The following is a 16,129-nucleotide window of genomic DNA, read 5'->3' on the forward strand; positions in this document are numbered from 1 at the left end:
GAGAACTTCCATCATCGGAAGGCCTCGACCTCTATCTCGTCACCGACGCGCCCGCCCCGGCTACACCCCGCCTGCACTCTCGTTTGCGATGAGCCAGTTCCCCACCGTTCTGTTCATGGTCATGATGAGCTTTGAATTCGGGGACCATGACGGTGATCTGTATCGCCATGGCTTTTTGCTCGGTCATTGTTCTCCGTACCGGCGCGGGCAGCCAGGGAGGCTTCCTTGCCAATTTCTTCCCCACAAAGTACCGCTTTTCGGGCATTGCCGTCACCAGGGAGTTGAATGCCGTGGCGGTCTCCCGCCCGACACCCTTGATTGCCGCCGCGCTGGTCGTCGCACTGAGTGGGGCTCCTTGGCTTGTCACCGAATACCTGGCTTTGTGCGGGCTGGTCACCTTCGTTGCGGTTCTGGCCGTCAATTCCTGCTCTGCGGCCGATGTAGACAGCTAGCCCTCAGCTAAGGTCGGCCGCGCTTCTGAGCGTCTATCGCTGGCGACGATGACTAGCCACACCACCGATTAGGAGAACGAATGCACACCATCCCTGTCTGGAAACTGCGCGCACGCTTCGCTGAGCGCCTCTCGGAGCTCTACGGCCAGGAGGTGCCAGCCTACAACACACTCGTTGAAGTCTCGCAGGAGGTAAATGAACGCGTCATGCGCGCCCAGGGAGCCGACGCCGAGCGATTGGGCAGCATTTCGCGAGTCACCGCCGAACGTCACGGCGCGATCCGGGTCGGGACCCCGCAGGAAATGCGCCAGGTCTCTCGCATCTTCGCAGCACTGGGCATGTACCCCGTCGGGTTTTACGATTTGCGTGATGCCCAACCGTCCCCCATCCCGGTTGTCTCCACGGCCTTCCGGCCGCTGCCGCGCGAAGAACTTGCCCTGAACCCATTTCGGGTATTCACATCCATGCTGGTTCCGGAGGACCGCCGCTTCTTCGACGCTGAAATGGAGGGACGCCTCAGGGACTTCCTGGACAGCCGAACGCTTTTCCCTACCGAGCTTCTCGACCTCGCCGAAATAGCCATTCGACAGGAAGGACTCGACGAGGCGGACACCCAGCGTTTCCTAGACCTGGCAGCCAGCGCGTTTGCCCTGTCGGCCGACCCTGTGGACCACGAGTGGTACCAGAAACTCGAGGCCATCTCGAGTGTGGCCGCGGACATCGGTGGGGTCTCCACCACACACATCAATCACCTCACCCCCCGTGTACTGGACATCGACGACCTCTACCTCTCCATGCAGGAGCGCGGCATCACGATGATCGATGCCATTCAAGGCCCTCCGCGTTGGGACGGACCAGACGTTCTGCTACGCCAAACCTCATTCCGTGCCCTGTCCGAATCGCGCGTGTTCCGCTCCGCCGATGGCAGCACCTTCGAGGGCAGCCTGAGGGTACGCTTCGGTGAAGTCGAGGCCCGTGGCCTGGCGCTCACCCCGCGCGGCCGGGACCTGTACGACGAGTTGGTTGCCCGCATAGATAGCCTCCACGCCATTAACCCGGGCCGCGACCGCCAAGACATCGCGCGTGAGGTCTGGGCCGCCTCTTGGCCGTCCAGTGAACGCGGGTTCATCGAACAGGACCTCGCGTTCTTCACCTTCCATCCGGGCGACGGTGCGCCGGTCGTGGGAACCGGGGCTGGCGCGGATCTGGTGTCCCTCATCGACCAGGGAGTCGTGCTGGCGGCTCCCATCGTGTACGAGGACTTCCTACCCCGATCCGCGGCCGGCATTTTCTCGTCCAATCTCAGCGGCGGCGGATCGGTCGACACCAACCAAGGCGGCGCAGCCCGGGACCTCGCCTGGATGTCCGAGGCCATCGGCACACCGGTGAGAGTGCCCGAGGACATCTACGCGGAAGAACGCGAGGCCTCGCTCCGCCAGCTCGCGCAACAGTTGGGTCAGCCGGTCGAACTGCCGATCGGCCAGACCTCCGCATGAGCACCACCCCGCCCCGCCCGACGATACCGGCGGCCTTCGACGCGATGGAGGACCTCCGGCGCCAGCTGGGCACCAAAGTGCTCCAGGCCCAGACGGACATGAAACCCTATCTCGCCGATGCGTCCCGCGCGGTTCCCGACGGCGAGCCCTGTGCCGTCGTGCTTGCCGAAACCACCGCGGATGTGTCCGCAGCGCTGTCCTGGGCGAACCTGAACGGTGTCCCGGTTTCGGTGCGCGGCGCGGGCACAGGCCTGTCCGGAGGCGCCGTTGCCTACCGGGGCGGGCTGGTGCTCTCGCTGGCTTCCATGAACCGCATAGTGTCCTTCAACCCGGGAAACCGCATGGTCGAGGTACAGGCCGGTGTCATCACCGCCGACATCGACGACCGCGCGGCGCGGTACGGACTAATGTACGCCCCTGATCCGGCCAGCTACCGCACCTCGAGCATTGGCGGGAACATCGCCACGAATGCCGGTGGACTGCGCTGCACCAAGTACGGAGTCACTTCCGACAGCGTGGTCTCCGTCGAAGTCGTGCTCGCGGACGGAACAGTGCTGGATACGGGGACCTCCACTCGGAAGAACGTGGCCGGACTGAACCTGACCGGGCTGATGATCGGTTCCGAAGGAACTCTCGGAGTCATCACCTCCGCCCGGCTCCGGCTCGTCCCGCGCCCCCGCGGCGTTCACCGCACCTTCCGGGCCAGCTTTAGTTCTATGACGGAGGCCGCGGCAGGGGTAACGGCCATCATGTCCACCTCTCTCGCCCCGGAAGTCCTCGAAATCCTGGACCGCGACAGCGTCGAGGCCGTTGAACGCCAGCACCCCGACATGGCCAGGATGCCAGGCCAGGCTGTCCTGCTCGGCCAGTTCATCGGACAGGACGCTGAGGAACAGCTGGCGGAAGTGCGCGCCGTTTTGGGCAATGCCGTCACTTTCGACGTCTCGGAATCGGACAATCTGCTGGAAGCGCGCCGTTTTGTCAGCAGCTCTCTTAGCGCTCAGGGACTGCGTGCGTCCTGCGACATCGCGGTTCCTGTGGACAGACTCGGAGACATCTTCGCCGAGATCGAACGGATCGCCGAGGCTAATAAGATCCGCATCCCGACGTTCGCCCACGCCGGCGATGGGAACCTGCACCCCGGGATCACCCTTCCCGATGCCTCCGATTCTTCCTACGCGCAGACCGAGGACATCCTGGACCAGCTTGCTGAAGCGGCCCAGCGATTGGGTGGGACCGTAACCGGAGAACACGGGGTGGGGAGCTTGAAAATCACGGCACTGGCCCGCCAGCTCTCACCGGAAAACAGGAAACTGCAGCACCGAATCAAGTGGCTCTTCGACCCGAACAACGTCCTCAGCCCCAGGCGAGGGATCTAGATCAGCCGCCGTGATGGATCACGATACTGCTGTCAGGCCAACTGTCCGCGTTATTGTTTGACATCAACATCCGTACGTTCCAATAGCCCTTGTACTCGCCTTATTTGGCTCTTCGGAATTGAGGATGTAGTCGGAGTCTGAATCCTCCGAATTCAGGAAAGTCCCCACTTCTCAGACGTTGGGGCGGAGAGGCTTTTTGGGGCGGACTGGCAGGATGAGGCATTTTGGACGTTGAGATGCGAAGCCAACTGCACAAGTTCTCGAACTTCCCTGCACTCGAATCTTCACGCTTCGCGAGCAAGCACGCGGTACCTGTCGGCCTCCGTTCCCGTCAGGGTTTGTCGTTAGTGCCGATGCTCAGATACCGGTACACGGTGGCGCGGCTGGCTCCGATGATCTTTCCGATATCGGTCGGCGCGAGTCCCTGAGCCTTCAGGTCCCGGGTGCGCTTGACCTTGGCATGAGCGATGGTGATTTTCCGCCGCCCAGCCTTCCATCCGTGTTCGGCCGCTATGGCCATGCCGGCCCTGGCGCGTTCGGCCAATTGGTCGCGCTCGAGCTGGGCGAACGCGGACATGACGGTGAGCATGGCCCTGCCCATCGATCCGGTGGTGCTGATGCCTTCGGTGACGCTGCGGAAATGCACACCCCGATGTTCGAGCTCATCGATCAGAGCCAGCAGGTTCCGGGTGTTGCGCCCCAACCGGTCCAGCTTCCACACCACCACCTCATCGCCAGCTCGTAAATGATCGAGCAGCTTGTCCAGTTCGGATCGGCTGGCTCTCGTTCCGCTCACACCATGGTCCGTGAAGATCCGGTCGCAGCCCGCGGCACGCAGGGCCGCGTGCTGCAGGTCCGCGTTCTGCTCCAGAGTGCTGACCCTGGCATATCCGATACTTCCCATCCCGACTCCCCCTCAAGCTCATCAAGGCCTTCTTCCCGTTTGTTGAGAATATCCACTGTGAGACACATTGCTGAGACATGACGCGGTCGCGGACTCCCCCGTCTGTGACTGTTGGTTGAGAATGGCGGTTATCCGCAGCTCGGAATGGCGGTTTCTGCATCATGTACGCCGACCCCGTGTTGTGATCGTCCTGGTGTGAAGCAGGACGCATGTGGTTTCCCGTTGTTGTCGAGGATTAGGTCAGCAGGCCGAGGGCGAGCCCGGCGGCGGCGCAGACTCCGAGGGTTCGAAGGACGCTCCAGCGTAGCTTGAAGATCATGATCATCGCTGCGACACCGATGAGGACAGCGCCCGGTTGCAGGCTCTGGATCTGTGGGAGGTCGATGTGGATCGGCCCCCAGTCCAGGCCGGTGGTGGTGGCGAAAAGGGTGTGGACGGCGAAGTAGACGGCGAGGTTGGCGATTACGCCCACGACGGCGGCGGTGATCCCGGTCAGGGCCGCCGAGAGCGACTTATTGCCGCGCAACCGTTCGACGTGCGGGGCGCCGAGGAAGATGAACAGGAAGCAGGGTACGAACGTCACCCAGGTGGTGAGCAAGGATGCGAGCACGGCCGCGGCCCAGGGATCCAGGGTCCCGGGGTCGCGGAAGGCACCGAGGAAGGCGACGAACTGCACGACCATGATCAAAGGTCCCGGGGTGGTCTCGGCCAGGGCCAGGCCGCGGACCATTTCTCCGGGGGCTAGCCACCCGTAGGTGGTCACGGCCTGTTGGGCCACGTAGGCCAGCACTGCGTAGGCGCCGCCGAAGGTGACCAGAGCGGTACCGCTGAAGAAAAGTCCCTGCTGGGTGTACACGCTCTGTGCCCCGGTGAGCGCGTACGCGACCGCGACCGGGCCCAGCCACAGCGGGATGCCCAAACCAAGGATCACCGCGGCCCGCCGCCAGGAGGGGGCGGTGTGGTGCAGGGCGTCGTCAGAGATTAATGGCTCGGTGCCGTCCGGTCCGGTCGTTTTGGCCGGGGCGGCCATGATGGCCGGGCGGACCCGGCCCAGGACCCAGCCGATGGCCGCGGCCGCGGCGATGACCACGGGGAAGGGCACGGCGAAAACGGCCAGGGCCACGAAGGAGGCCACCGCCAGAGCCATCAGCGCTGCGTGGTGCAAGGCCCGCTTGGCGACCTTGATGACGGCCTGGATGACGATGGCCAGCACCGCCGCTGCCAGCCCGGTGAACAGGGCCGTGACCACCGCGGTCTCTCCGAAAGCGACGTAGATCGCGGACAGGGCCAGCAGCGCCACGACCCCGGGCAGGACAAAGAGCACTCCGGCGATGAGCCCCCCACGCGTGCCGTTGAGTAGCCAGCCGATGTAGACGGCCAGTTGCTGGGCCTCGGGTCCGGGCAGGAGCATGCAGTAAGACAGCGCGTGCAGGAACCGGCGTTCCCCGATCCAGCGGTGCTCATCAACCAGGGACCGCTGCATGACCGCGATCTGCCCGGCCGGGCCGCCGAAGGTCTGCAGGGAAATCTTGAACCAGGCCTTGGCGGCTTCCCGCAGAGGAATCACGTCATGAACCCGGGGGGTGGTGCTCATACGAAGCTCCTTCCCTCCAGCACGCCGCGGCGGATGTAGGCGTAGACGGCGTCGAAGATCGGAGTGGTCATGGACAGGACGGCCTCGTCGCCGTGGGCCACGGACAGGGCGCGCAGGATCAGGTCAAAGCCCGGCGCTTCGGGGGCATCGTAATGCTCGTCCTCCAGGTCGGCCTCGTGCACGATTGCCGCAATACGCCACAGCACCGGATCGGCCAGCTGATGGCGTCGCAGAATGGTCTCAAAAGTGCAATCGGTCCCGCGATGACCCAATTCCACCCCGCGCATGTCAAAGGCGGTGGCATCAGCGGGTACCTGGTCGGGCCCGTCAACAAATACGAACTGCGCATCCGGGTCCAGGTGGCGGCGGATCAACCAGGCACACGCCGCCCGGTCGATATGCACCCCGGCCCGGGTCGCCCACCTCACGGCACGACCACCGCGGGCGTGCTCGCCCCTGCCGCGGCCAGATCCTTCAACGCCTGGCGGGCCTGTTCGCGTTCCGGCGGGCGGAAAAAATCACGGCGTTCAACCAGACGCATCTGTCCCCGCAATTTCCGCAGCACGTGGACCCGCTCCGGGGCCTCGAGGATGCCAGCAGCACGGGCCTGGGCAGTGACCTTGGCGTACTCACCCGCCCGGGCGACATCCATCGGCGTCGCGACCGCCCGTTCCAGCGCCTTCGTGGCCGGGCGGGCGAACCACACCCCGGCCACACCACCGGCCTGCTCGACGTCCTCGGCCGCCCACTCCAACTGTTCCCGGGTCCGCGCATCGGCCGGCAACGCCACCAACCCGTCAGCCAACTGCGCCACACCCAGGCGCTTGAGCTTGCGCCACAACGCCAGCCGAGGGCCCGAAGGCTCCCGCGGCAACCGATACGTCAACAGCACCCACTCTCCCGGAGCCGTCTGCTGATCGGACATGCTCGTCATGTAACCGAGGTTACAACATCTGGCCGGAGGGGCCGGTGCCGGTAAAGATCACCTGAGCGCTGGCACCGCCATCGGAGCCCGGCGCAGCAAAGAAGCATGCCGAAATCGTTGGGTTGCGACACAAAAAGACGAGACATTGCCCCTCCCTCGCCGCTACTGCGCCTTCGATGTCTCGCCACCCTGTCTCCTAAGCGGAAGCGCTAGTTCGTGACGGAGAAGTGGGTTTCGAGACAGTTTGTGAGAAGTTGATGGCGGACGCTGCCTTGGTAAGCAGACCGTACACCGACCCCTGGGAGGGAAGCCATGCCCCACTCCACGCACCCGCTTCGCAAGCTCGGATTCCTCACGATTGGCCTGTTTGATCCGGCGGATCCGGCCGCGGGGCACGAATCGACGTTGCGGGTCATCGAACTCGGCGAACGGCTCGGGTTCGACAGTGCCTGGCTGCGCCACCGTCATCTACAGTTCGGGATTTCCTCCCCTATCGCGGTCATGGCGGCCGCCAGCCAGCGCACCTCCCGAATCGAGCTTGGAACCGCTGTGACCCCGCTGGGCTGGGAAAACCCGTTGCGCCTGGCCGAGGACCTGGCCACCGTCGATCTGCTCGCCGGCGGGCGGATCAACCCGGGTCTGAGCGTGGGTGAGCCGATGCACTACGACACGGTGAAGGACGAGCTGTACCCGGACTCGGTGGACCTCGAAGACTTCACCTACACCCGCGTGGAACGCCTCGCCCGGATGATCGCAGGGACACCGGTCCGGGGATTCTCCGGCAGGCAGGGCGTCGTCGAGGAATTCTCTGACCGCGTCGAGCCACACTCCCCCGGGCTGCGGCAACGTCTATGGTACGGCGCCGGCAGCACAAGGTCAGCCGTCTGGGCCGGGGCGAACGGCTTCAACCTGCTCTCCAGCAGCGTGATTTTCCCCGACAAGGATCAGGAACCGGATTTCGCCCACGTTCAGCGATCCCAGATCCGCGCCTACCGGAAAGCAGCCGCAGCATCACCCCACCAGCACGGACCGGCTCGGGTCTCGCAGGGCCTGGTGGTAATCCCGACCGATTCGGCATCGTCGAGCCAACGGGAGAAGTACCAGCGGTATGTCGATGAACGTTTCCCCCGCACCCGGGCACCGCAGGGCCCGAAAGGGATGATGTTCGCCCCGGACCTCATCGGCACCAGCGATCAGATCGCGGAGCAACTCCACGCCCACGCGGGGTTCCAGGAGGTCGACGAGGTGGCGTTCGCGTTGCCCTTCAGCTTCGACCACGAGGACTACATCCAGATCCTCACCGACATGGCCACCACGTTGGGTCCCGCCCTGGGTTGGAACCCAGCAGGGCTTAGGCACGACCCGCATTAAAGAGACAGCACCGACAGAACAGTCATCAACCACCGTCTCGAAAAACTAAAGCTTTTAAAGACACCTTTGCAGGTCGAGTGCGGAGCAAGACTGTGTCAAGCCGTCTTGGCCCCAGCCGGACGGGGTGGATTCTAGCGATCGTCACCCCGAGCAGGGGCCGATGCCGGCCCCAAGTTCAATGAAGGAGTACTGCCACCCCTGAAGCAGTCCGATCACCACGCCTATAACTACTTGCCGACTGGGCTGCGATCGGGTGCGTTGATCAGATCGAATTGGCCGCCGGCGGCTGCCGCAGGCTTCCTGCAGCAGCGATCAAGTGCGAACCGAACAGGTTGACGTGGTTCTCGATCCGCGGTGCTGGGCCGGAGATGTTTAACGCGGCGATGATTCTGCCGGAGAAGTCCCGCACCGGCGTGCCGATTCCGATGATTTCCGGGTCGAAGATCCGGTTTGCGACGGAATACTGCCGCTGTCGGGACCGTTTGATCTCTTCGAGGAATGCGGTCGCCTGGCTTTTTGACCCGTTGGGATCTGATGATTGTGCGATCTCGAGGATCTGGTCGTCGTCGTGATCCATCAGCAGTGCCATGCCACTTGAACTGCGGCATACAGGGATGGTCCGCCCAACCCAGCCTTGGGTTTCAATGGAGCGGCGTGAGCTCTCGGATCGCACGGTCAATACCTCGCCATCGCTGAGGACTGTGAGGTGGGTGCGTTCCCGGACGTGATCGGTGAGCTTTCGCATCACGGGCCCGGCTTTCTTGGCCAGGTGCTGGTCACCTGCCCTCGACGCCAGGGCATAGAGTCTCCAGCTCAGCTCGAAACAGCCAGTGGGATCACGGGATACCAGTCCTGACTCCAGCAGGCTCTTCAACTGCCGGGACACGATTGATTTGTCGCGACCCAATGCCCGGGACACCTCGGAAACGGTCATTCCGTGGGGGTACGACACCGCATCAGCGGTGCCAAGCACCTCCAACACGGCCATGATCTTGGCTGCCCCAGTCTGCTTCTGCCCCGTACTCATGCCGCAAACTCTAGAACCTAGATGTGATATTTGCAACTGCATGTACGTAATTCACAACGCAATAGTTAGGCTCCATGATCGTTGGAAGGCGATTCTAAAGGTCGTCCGCAGCAAGCCTGCCGGCTTCGCGGGCGATGAGGTCCGCTCGGGACTCCTGCAGAAGAGGCCACTTACGCCGCAGCAGCCGCAGTTCGCCAAGATCGAGTTCAACATCGAGCTGACCTGGGTCGGATCCTAGTTGGCCGAGGACTTCACCGGAGGGGTGGATCACACGCGAGCCGCCCCAGAAGTCCCGCTGGTTTTCCTCACCACACCGGTTGACGAAGACCACGAAGGACTGCAATACCACTGCAGCATGCAGCAGGAGAATTTCCCAGGCACGCGCCGTTGGTACACCTACGTGACTCGTCGCACTGTTAACGGGCACGACCAAAACCTCAGCGCCTGCATGAGCGGCGAGCCAGGGAATGGCAGGTTGCCAAGCATCGTTACAGATCAGCACTGACAGACGGGTGTTCAAAAGGTCCTCGCAGTGCAGTTGTCCGCCGGGGCGAAAATGCTTGCGCTCTTCCCATCCGCGGTACGTGGGCAGGAACATCTTGCGCTGAATCCGTGCCTCGCCGTCGCTCAGCAGGGCCGCACTGTTGAAGGTGTGGTGGCGGAAGGCTTCGGCGAAGCCCACCACGGCGGCCGGGCCATGCCTACCCAAACCCAGCAGACGCTGATCTGTGGGCTGCAGCGGCATCGCATCAGGTACTTCGCTCAGGTGGTAACCGTGGGTTGCCAGTTCGGGGAGCACCACCAGGTCGCTGTCGGTGGCAGCTGCGATCAGCGAGTCAATTTTTTGCAGGTTGCCGTCCACGTCGCCCAGCGTGGGATCGGTCTGCAGCAGCCTGACCTTCAGCTTGTCGCTTTTGATGGCCCAATCCTCAGCAGCTTCGCTCACTGGCAAAATCCCTTCTCGGGCGGGATAACCCACCTTGTCCACGGAGTGAGCCTCACCCCGGTAGTTCTGCGCCTCACTATTCATGCCAGATGCTGAAGTTGCAATTGTCAGTGCATAAATTGCAACTCAACCTTAGGGTAGTCCCGTGAATCATCGAAACCGCACCGCCGCGCAGGATAGACCTCTAGTTGCATATTTTGCACCACAGTGTTGTGTAGATCACACTTCGCTCTTAGAGTCGTTCCCATGAACCCGGGAAGAAATCACAGTGGATTGACCCCGCCCGCAGCGATGCCGGCTGGCGAAAGGCTCCCGATAGATGTTTGATGTTCACGTCCACGCCGCGCCGGACGTCATTGATCGTATCGGCTATGACGACCAGATTTGCGCCCAGTACGCCGCCGAAGGTTTCAGCGGGTTCGTGCTCAAAGGACATCAGGAATCAACCGTCGGACGGGCGAAGGCGCTGGCTCGCGCCTCGGGGCTCGACGTCGTCGGTGGCATCGCGCTCAACCGGCCGGTCGGTGGCATTAATCCGGCGGCAGTTGCAGCGACGCTCCATAGCGGCGGCCGTGTCATTTGGTTTCCTACCGCTGACGCGCACACCCAGGAAAGCGCGGGGTTGCCCCGGCTGAGCGATCTTCAACCACGACTGAACCGCTCTACTCTTTCCACCCCTCCGGTTTTGGCAGCCGACGACGTGCAGCTGAGAAGCATTTATCTGGTTTTGGATCTAATCGCCGAGTTCGACGCGGTCCTGTGTACCGGACATCTGAGCACTGCTGAATGCCGGTGGCTCTTTGATGAGGCAGGGAAACGGGGAATCACCCGGTTCCTGCTCACGCACCCTTCCTATACGGTTCCGGCGATGAGTGTGGCGGAGATCGCCGAGCTGGCTGATCGTGGCGCCTATGTCGAAATTACTGCCTACCAGCTCTGGCATCAGCCGGGGATGACCGAAGCGCTCCTGGCCGGGGTGGCGCGCGCAGCCGGGGACCGCCTGATTCTCTCGTCCGACGCCGGTCAGCCGAACAGCCCCCAGCCCCCGCTGGCGCTCAAGGAACTCATTGAACGGCTGGCCTCCCAGGGCCTCGACTCCAGCTGGCTGCAAGCCAGTGCCTCCGACAACCCCAGGAAGCTCGTGCTGTCATGACATCTCCCAAACGGCTATCCCGAGCGGAAATCGGGGCGGTGACGTGACGTGAATTTCTTCGAATTCCTGATCAACCGCAGTGACGACATGCTCGAACTCGGCCTGGGGCACGCCGCCGTCGTCGGCGTCTCGGTCCTGCTGGCCACCGTGATCGGGGTCAGCCTGGGCATCGCCACCTACCGTAAGCCACGGCCGCGCGAGGCCGTCCTCGCCGTCACCGGTGCGTTCCTGACCATCCCGTCCTTCGCGCTCTTCATCCTGCTCATCGGACCGCTCGGCCTCGGCGCCATGCCTGTGGTGGTCGCCCTGACCATGTACGGGCTCCTGCCAATCGTCCGGAACACGATCACCGGGCTGCGGGAGGTGGATCCAGCCATCGTCGAATCCGCCAGCGGCATGGGAATGAGCCGCAGGCAACAGTTGCTGCGCATCGAACTTCCGCTGGCATGGCCCGTGATCATCACCGGGGTGCGCGTCACCTCTCTGGTCCTGCTCGGCATCGCAGCAATCGGCTCGGTCGTCCTCGGCCCCGGCTACGGCGAAATGATCTTCACCGGACTAGCCCGGGTGGGCACGCCGGTGGCAGTCAACCTCGTCCTCGCCGGGACCCTCGGCATCATCATTCTCGCCATCCTGTCCGATGTCCTGTTCTACGTCATCCGCAGGCTCACAACCTCCCAAGGAATCCGATGACCAGTTCACCCAACATCAGCCAACCATCCCGCAAGGTCATGATCCGGCTGGAAAACCTCACCAAGCGCTTCCCCGGCCAGCAGCAGAACGCCGTCGACAACCTGACGTTGGACATTTACGAAGGTGAGATCGTTGTGCTGGTCGGCCCATCCGGCTGCGGCAAAACCACCACCATGAAGACCATCAACCGGATCATAGAACCAACGTCCGGACGGATCATCCTCGACGGCGAAGACGTCACCACCGCGAACCCGGACACGCTGCGGCGGCGGATCGGCTACGTCATCCAGCAGGTGGGCCTCTTTCCCCATTTGACCATCGGCGAGAACATCGCGACCGTCCCGAAGCTGCTCGGCTGGGACAGCAAGCGCGTGGCTGCCCGGGTCGACGAACTGCTGGAAATGGTCAACATGTCGCCGGCCGACTACCGCGACCGCTACCCCAAACAACTCTCGGGCGGCCAGCGCCAGCGGGTCGGCGTCGCCAGGGCTCTCGGCGCGGACCCCGACGTGATGCTGATGGATGAGCCCTTCGGCGCAATCGACCCCATCACCCGCGACCGCCTGCAGAACGAATTCCTGCGTCTGCAGTCGGAGGTCCGCAAAACCATTGTCTTCGTCACTCACGACATCGACGAAGCGATCAAGATGGGAGACCGCATCGTCATCCTGCAGGAAGCGTCGCGCATCGCCCAGTACGACACCCCCGAGAGGATCCTCACCGCCCCCGCGAACCAGTTCGTCGCCGACTTCATCGGCAAGGGAGCCTCGCTGAAGCGGCTGAACCTCAGCCGGGTCTCCGATATCGAGCTGTCCTCCTGGCCCACCGTCCGGGTGGGCGCCGACTCCGCGCAGGTGCTTGATCAGCTGAGGAGCAGCGGGCGGGATTCAGTGCTGGTCCTTGACGACGCCGGACGGCCGCGCCGCTGGGTCGGCTCCGGGGACCTGCAGTCCTCCCCGAGCGGTGCACTCGATGAGATCGGAATGCCGGTCGAAGGGATGGTCGAACCCACCGCCACCCTCAGCGATGCCCTCAACGAACTGATCGCCGCCCGAAACAGTGTCACCGTCGTGGTCGATTCCGCCGGCGTCTACCGCGGGGTGGTGGACATCAACCAGATCAACGAGACGATCCGCGCCATGCGCAGCACCTCCGCCGCCCAGAATGCAGCCGATCTCGCTGAACGTCCGACGGCGGGATCGGCCGGTGACCGGCCATGACCACCCTCGCACGCGACCGGGGCGTCGTCGCCCAGACCCCGCCGCGGGTCCGCCACCGGTCGCTGACCGGCTACGTGGTCATGCCGGTGATCCTGGCGCTGGTATGTCTCGGCCTGTACCTATATGTGGGGTCACGGGAACTGGACAGCATCGAGGCACGCTCACTGAACGCCGCATCGCTGGCCAAAGCGACCTGGGAACATGTCCAGCTGACCGCGGTGTCGACCCTACTGACCCTCATCGTCGCCGTTCCGCTGGGAATCCTGCTCACCCGTCCCTTCACGCGGCGGATCCGGCCCTATGTGCTGACTCTGCTCACGCTGGGGCAGGCTGTCCCAACGATCGCGGTGCTTGTCCTCCTCGCCGTCGCGTTCCTGTTTCTCGGCTTCCAGGCAGCAGTGGTCGGCCTGGTGCTCTACGCCATCATCCCGGTGCTACTGAACACCATGGTCGGCCTGGAACAAGTGGATGAATCCGTCCTTGAAGCCGGTCGCGGCATGGGTATCTCGAAGTTCGGGGTGCTGCGACGGCTGGAACTACCGCTCTCCGTGCCGATCATCCTGGCCGGTGTGCGCACCGCTCTGGTCATCAACGTCGGCACCGCCACACTCACCACCTATATCAACGCCGGAGGCCTCGGCGACATCATCGTCGCCGGGCTGTCCACCAACCGGGTCCTGATCCAGATTGTCGGTGCCGCCCTCACCGCGGTCCTGGCCCTGCTGATCGATTACCTGGCCGGAATCGCCGAAGACTTCCTTCGCCCCAAAGGCTTGTAAAACCATTCCAACCACTAGAAGAGGAACCATGAACACAACATCCGCGCAGGCGAAAACCCTCACAGTCCTTGGTCTCGGCCTTGCCCTCACGCTGACTGCCTGTGGCGGCGGAGACACCGGCGGTGCGACCGCCGACGGCGAACTCGCCGGTGCCGAACTGTCCGTCGGCTCCAAAGAATTCACCGAATCAATCCTGCTGGCCCAGATCACCGCAGCCGCCCTGGAAAACGCCGGCGCAACGATCGAGGACAAGACCGGGATTTCCGGCAGCGCCACCGTCCGCGAAGCCCTGGAAACCGGTGAAGTCGACATGTACTGGGACTACACCGGCACCGGATGGGTAAACATTCTCGGCAACACCACCGAGGACGTTCCCGAAGACCTGTACGCCGCCGTCGCCGAAGGCGATGCCGCGAACAACATCGCCTGGCTGAAGCCGGCACCCTTCGAAAACACCTACCGTATCGCTGTTCCCACAGCCTTCGCTGAGGAAAACAGCCTCACCACGATGAGCGACGCCGCGGCCTACATTCAGGAGAACCCGGATGAGGGCGTTGTCTGCGCCGCCAGCGAATTCATCAACCGCGACGACGGACTGCCCGGCCTGGAAGCGGCCTACGGCTTCGAATTCAGCAACATCGTCGAACTCGACCTGAACCTGATCTACACCCAGATCGGCGAGGACTGCAGCTTCGGTGAGGTGTTCTCCACCGACGCCCGCATCGTCTCCAACGACCTGACCGTCCTCGAAGATGACCAAGAGTTCTTCGTCGAGTACCAAGGCGCAATGACCCTGCGGCAGGAAACACTCGATGAATACCCGGCCATCGCCGACATCATGGCGCCCGTCAATGAAGCCCTCACCAACGAGACCATCACCGAACTCAACGGCAGGATCGACAACGACGGCGAAGAACCGCGCGACGTCGCCGACGAGTGGCTCGAGAGCGAAGGCCTCATCGGCTGACCCAAGCTGCGTCCCACCGAAACTCTGACTATGAACACGAATACGAAAAAAAGGAAACACAGTGATTGAGAAAGAAACCACGTTCTTCAGCGAGGGAAGCCGCCTAAAGGCCACCCTGTACTACCCGGACGATCTGCCGGCGAATGGCCCGCATCCGGCGTTAATCGTCAACTCCGGATACCAGGGCTTCAACGAGTTCTACCCGAGAATGTTCGCCAAGAACATGACCAAACGCGGCTACATCTGCCTCGGCTTCGACTACCGCGGAATGGCGGACAGCGAGGGCGAAAAGGGCACCGTCCTCATTGAGCAGCAGGTCGAGGACATCCGCAACGCCATCACATTCATGCAGTCCCAGGAAGATGTGGACGATCACCAGATCGGGCTCATCGGCTGGGGAATGGGTGCAGCGAATGTCGTCCTGACCGGCGCAAAGGCACGGAACGTGGCCGGGGTAGCCGCACTGAACGGCTTCTACGACGGCGAGAGGTGGCTCAAATCAATCCACACCTTCGACGAGTACACCAAAATCCTCGACGAAGTGCAGCTGGACCGTACGCGGCGGGTCCTCGAAGGGGAATCACAGCTGGCCGACACCTTCGCCCACTACCCGCTGGATCCTGCCACAGAGGACTACGTGGGGAAGGAACTCTCCCAGGTGTATGGATTCGGGCACCCCACACGGCTGCAATTCACCGAGTCCATCATCGACGTCAAGGTGGAGAAAATGGTCAGGGACCTCGCGCCAGCACCCCTGTTCATCGGACACGGGTCGCGCAACACCCTGCACCCCTACGACGAGGCCCTGTCATTGTACGAGGCAGCGTCCTCACCCAAGACGCTGTACACCATCGACGGACGCCACAACGACTTCATGTACGGCGACCACCCGGAATTCCTGATCCTCTGCGACCGCCTGCAGGAGTTCTTTGACTCCGCCTTCGCGGCAAGCGCGTCGCCGATTCGGAGCGTTTCCGCTTAGCTCCATCCGAACGAAAGGGAGGGGCCTACCAGTGGTAGGCCCCTCCCTTTGCCCTCTCGGGGCACCCCGCAGGAGAAGTTCGCGGCGGCCGCAGCGGTTAGTCTCTGGGTGTTGCCTGGTCCAGCAGCTGGGCCAGGTGGATGCCGCGGCGTTCGCTGAGGTCCTCCAGCTGGGTGCGGCACGAGTACCCGTCCGCAAGGACGACGGCGTCCTCTCCCGCTGCGCGCACCGCCGGGAGGAG

16 protein-coding genes are annotated in these 16,129 nt (G+C 63.3%); 10 read left to right on the forward strand and 6 right to left on the reverse strand.

Annotated features, from left to right (window positions below):
• Positions 1-146: 146 nt before the first annotated feature.
• The 3 genes from IWX65_RS16105 (at position 147) to IWX65_RS16115 (ending at position 3,327) form a co-directional block, all read left to right on the forward strand.
• Entirely contained in the window at positions 147-452 is a 306-nt protein-coding gene (locus tag IWX65_RS16105; protein WP_196884462.1) for a hypothetical protein, read from the forward strand.
• Positions 453-532: 80 nt separating this feature from the next.
• Positions 533-1,948 carry a 2-oxoadipate dioxygenase/decarboxylase gene (hglS, locus tag IWX65_RS16110; RefSeq protein WP_196884464.1) on the forward strand — a complete coding sequence of 472 codons (1,416 nt, stop codon included), beginning with the start codon at positions 533-535 and terminating at the stop codon, positions 1,946-1,948.
• Positions 1,945-3,327 (forward strand): FAD-binding oxidoreductase, encoded by a 1,383-nt coding sequence (locus IWX65_RS16115; RefSeq protein ID WP_334683943.1) that lies wholly within the window; start codon positions 1,945-1,947, stop codon positions 3,325-3,327. Before hglS ends, IWX65_RS16115 begins: the two co-directional genes overlap by 4 nt.
• A 331-nt stretch (positions 3,328-3,658) precedes the next feature.
• On the opposite strand, the gene IWX65_RS16120 is transcribed toward IWX65_RS16115, so the two are convergent.
• From IWX65_RS16120 to IWX65_RS16135, 4 genes are all read right to left on the reverse strand, one after another.
• Positions 3,659-4,231 carry a recombinase family protein gene (locus IWX65_RS16120; RefSeq protein WP_196884466.1) on the reverse strand — a complete coding sequence of 191 codons (573 nt, stop codon included), beginning with the start codon at positions 4,229-4,231 and terminating at the stop codon, positions 3,659-3,661.
• Positions 4,232-4,466: 235 nt separating this feature from the next.
• Entirely contained in the window at positions 4,467-5,825 is a 1,359-nt protein-coding gene (gene chrA, locus IWX65_RS16125) for a chromate efflux transporter (RefSeq protein ID WP_196884468.1), read from the reverse strand.
• A complete protein-coding gene (locus tag IWX65_RS16130; RefSeq protein ID WP_196884470.1) occupies positions 5,822-6,253 on the reverse strand; it encodes a chromate resistance protein ChrB domain-containing protein in 432 nt (143 codons plus the stop codon). Before IWX65_RS16130 ends, chrA begins: the two co-directional genes overlap by 4 nt.
• Positions 6,250-6,750, reverse strand: coding sequence for a Chromate resistance protein ChrB (locus tag IWX65_RS16135; RefSeq protein ID WP_196884472.1), 501 nt, complete (start codon positions 6,748-6,750; stop codon positions 6,250-6,252). The genes IWX65_RS16130 and IWX65_RS16135 overlap by 4 nt, the downstream gene beginning before the upstream one ends.
• 312 nt (positions 6,751-7,062) lie before the next feature.
• Here IWX65_RS16135 and IWX65_RS16140 point away from each other — a divergent pair, with 312 nt between their 5' ends.
• Complete coding sequence (locus tag IWX65_RS16140; RefSeq protein ID WP_196884474.1) at positions 7,063-8,121, forward strand: LLM class flavin-dependent oxidoreductase; 1,059 nt, start codon at positions 7,063-7,065, stop codon at positions 8,119-8,121.
• Positions 8,122-8,383: 262 nt separating this feature from the next.
• Here the strand turns inward: IWX65_RS16140 and IWX65_RS16145 are convergent, their stop codons facing one another.
• Both IWX65_RS16145 and IWX65_RS16150 read right to left on the reverse strand, forming a co-directional pair.
• The gene (locus tag IWX65_RS16145; RefSeq protein WP_196884475.1) at positions 8,384-9,148 is read right to left on the reverse strand and encodes an IclR family transcriptional regulator; all 765 of its coding nucleotides are present in this window, start codon (positions 9,146-9,148) and stop codon (positions 8,384-8,386) included.
• Between the two features lie 94 nt (positions 9,149-9,242).
• Complete coding sequence (locus IWX65_RS16150; protein WP_196884478.1) at positions 9,243-10,136, reverse strand: nitrilase-related carbon-nitrogen hydrolase; 894 nt, start codon at positions 10,134-10,136, stop codon at positions 9,243-9,245.
• Between the two features lie 277 nt (positions 10,137-10,413).
• Between IWX65_RS16150 and IWX65_RS16155 the strand changes: the two genes are divergently transcribed.
• From IWX65_RS16155 to IWX65_RS16180, 6 genes are all read left to right on the forward strand, one after another.
• Positions 10,414-11,247, forward strand: coding sequence for a DUF6282 family protein (locus IWX65_RS16155; RefSeq protein WP_196884137.1), 834 nt, complete (start codon positions 10,414-10,416; stop codon positions 11,245-11,247).
• Positions 11,248-11,295: 48 nt separating this feature from the next.
• Positions 11,296-11,940, forward strand: coding sequence for an ABC transporter permease (locus tag IWX65_RS16160; protein ID WP_196884139.1), 645 nt, complete (start codon positions 11,296-11,298; stop codon positions 11,938-11,940).
• A complete protein-coding gene (locus IWX65_RS16165) occupies positions 11,937-13,160 on the forward strand; it encodes an ABC transporter ATP-binding protein (protein ID WP_196884141.1) in 1,224 nt (407 codons plus the stop codon). The genes IWX65_RS16160 and IWX65_RS16165 overlap by 4 nt, the downstream gene beginning before the upstream one ends.
• The gene (locus IWX65_RS16170; RefSeq protein WP_196884480.1) at positions 13,157-13,939 is read left to right on the forward strand and encodes an ABC transporter permease; all 783 of its coding nucleotides are present in this window, start codon (positions 13,157-13,159) and stop codon (positions 13,937-13,939) included. The genes IWX65_RS16165 and IWX65_RS16170 overlap by 4 nt, the downstream gene beginning before the upstream one ends.
• 28 nt (positions 13,940-13,967) lie before the next feature.
• Positions 13,968-14,906: a glycine betaine ABC transporter substrate-binding protein gene (locus IWX65_RS16175; RefSeq protein WP_196884482.1), complete on the forward strand. Its 939-nt coding sequence runs from the start codon at positions 13,968-13,970 to the stop codon at positions 14,904-14,906.
• A 61-nt stretch (positions 14,907-14,967) separates the two neighbouring features.
• Entirely contained in the window at positions 14,968-15,888 is a 921-nt protein-coding gene (locus IWX65_RS16180) for an alpha/beta hydrolase (protein WP_196884484.1), read from the forward strand.
• Positions 15,889-16,129: the final 241 nt, after the last annotated feature.

It is taken from the genome of Arthrobacter sp. CAN_A214 (assembly GCF_015751955.1).
Taxonomy (GTDB): Bacteria; Actinomycetota; Actinomycetes; order Actinomycetales; family Micrococcaceae; genus Arthrobacter_D.

Bases quoted from the DNA above. Each gene is read 5' to 3' on its own strand.
- IWX65_RS16105 (WP_196884462.1), top strand. From the start codon at position 147: ATGACGGTGATCTGTATCGCCATGGCTTTTTGCTCGGTCATTGTTCTC.
- hglS (WP_196884464.1), top strand. From the start codon at position 533: ATGCACACCATCCCTGTCTGGAAACTGCGCGCACGCTTCGCTGAGCGC.
- IWX65_RS16115 (WP_334683943.1), top strand. From the start codon at position 1,945: ATGAGCACCACCCCGCCCCGCCCGACGATACCGGCGGCCTTCGACGCG.
- IWX65_RS16120 (WP_196884466.1), bottom strand. From the start codon at position 4,231: ATGGGAAGTATCGGATATGCCAGGGTCAGCACTCTGGAGCAGAACGCG.
- chrA (WP_196884468.1), bottom strand. From the start codon at position 5,825: ATGAGCACCACCCCCCGGGTTCATGACGTGATTCCTCTGCGGGAAGCC.
- IWX65_RS16135 (WP_196884472.1), bottom strand. From the start codon at position 6,750: ATGTCCGATCAGCAGACGGCTCCGGGAGAGTGGGTGCTGTTGACGTAT.
- IWX65_RS16140 (WP_196884474.1), top strand. From the start codon at position 7,063: ATGCCCCACTCCACGCACCCGCTTCGCAAGCTCGGATTCCTCACGATT.
- IWX65_RS16145 (WP_196884475.1), bottom strand. From the start codon at position 9,148: ATGAGTACGGGGCAGAAGCAGACTGGGGCAGCCAAGATCATGGCCGTG.
- IWX65_RS16155 (WP_196884137.1), top strand. From the start codon at position 10,414: ATGTTTGATGTTCACGTCCACGCCGCGCCGGACGTCATTGATCGTATC.
- IWX65_RS16165 (WP_196884141.1), top strand. From the start codon at position 11,937: ATGACCAGTTCACCCAACATCAGCCAACCATCCCGCAAGGTCATGATC.
- IWX65_RS16170 (WP_196884480.1), top strand. From the start codon at position 13,157: ATGACCACCCTCGCACGCGACCGGGGCGTCGTCGCCCAGACCCCGCCG.
- IWX65_RS16175 (WP_196884482.1), top strand. From the start codon at position 13,968: ATGAACACAACATCCGCGCAGGCGAAAACCCTCACAGTCCTTGGTCTC.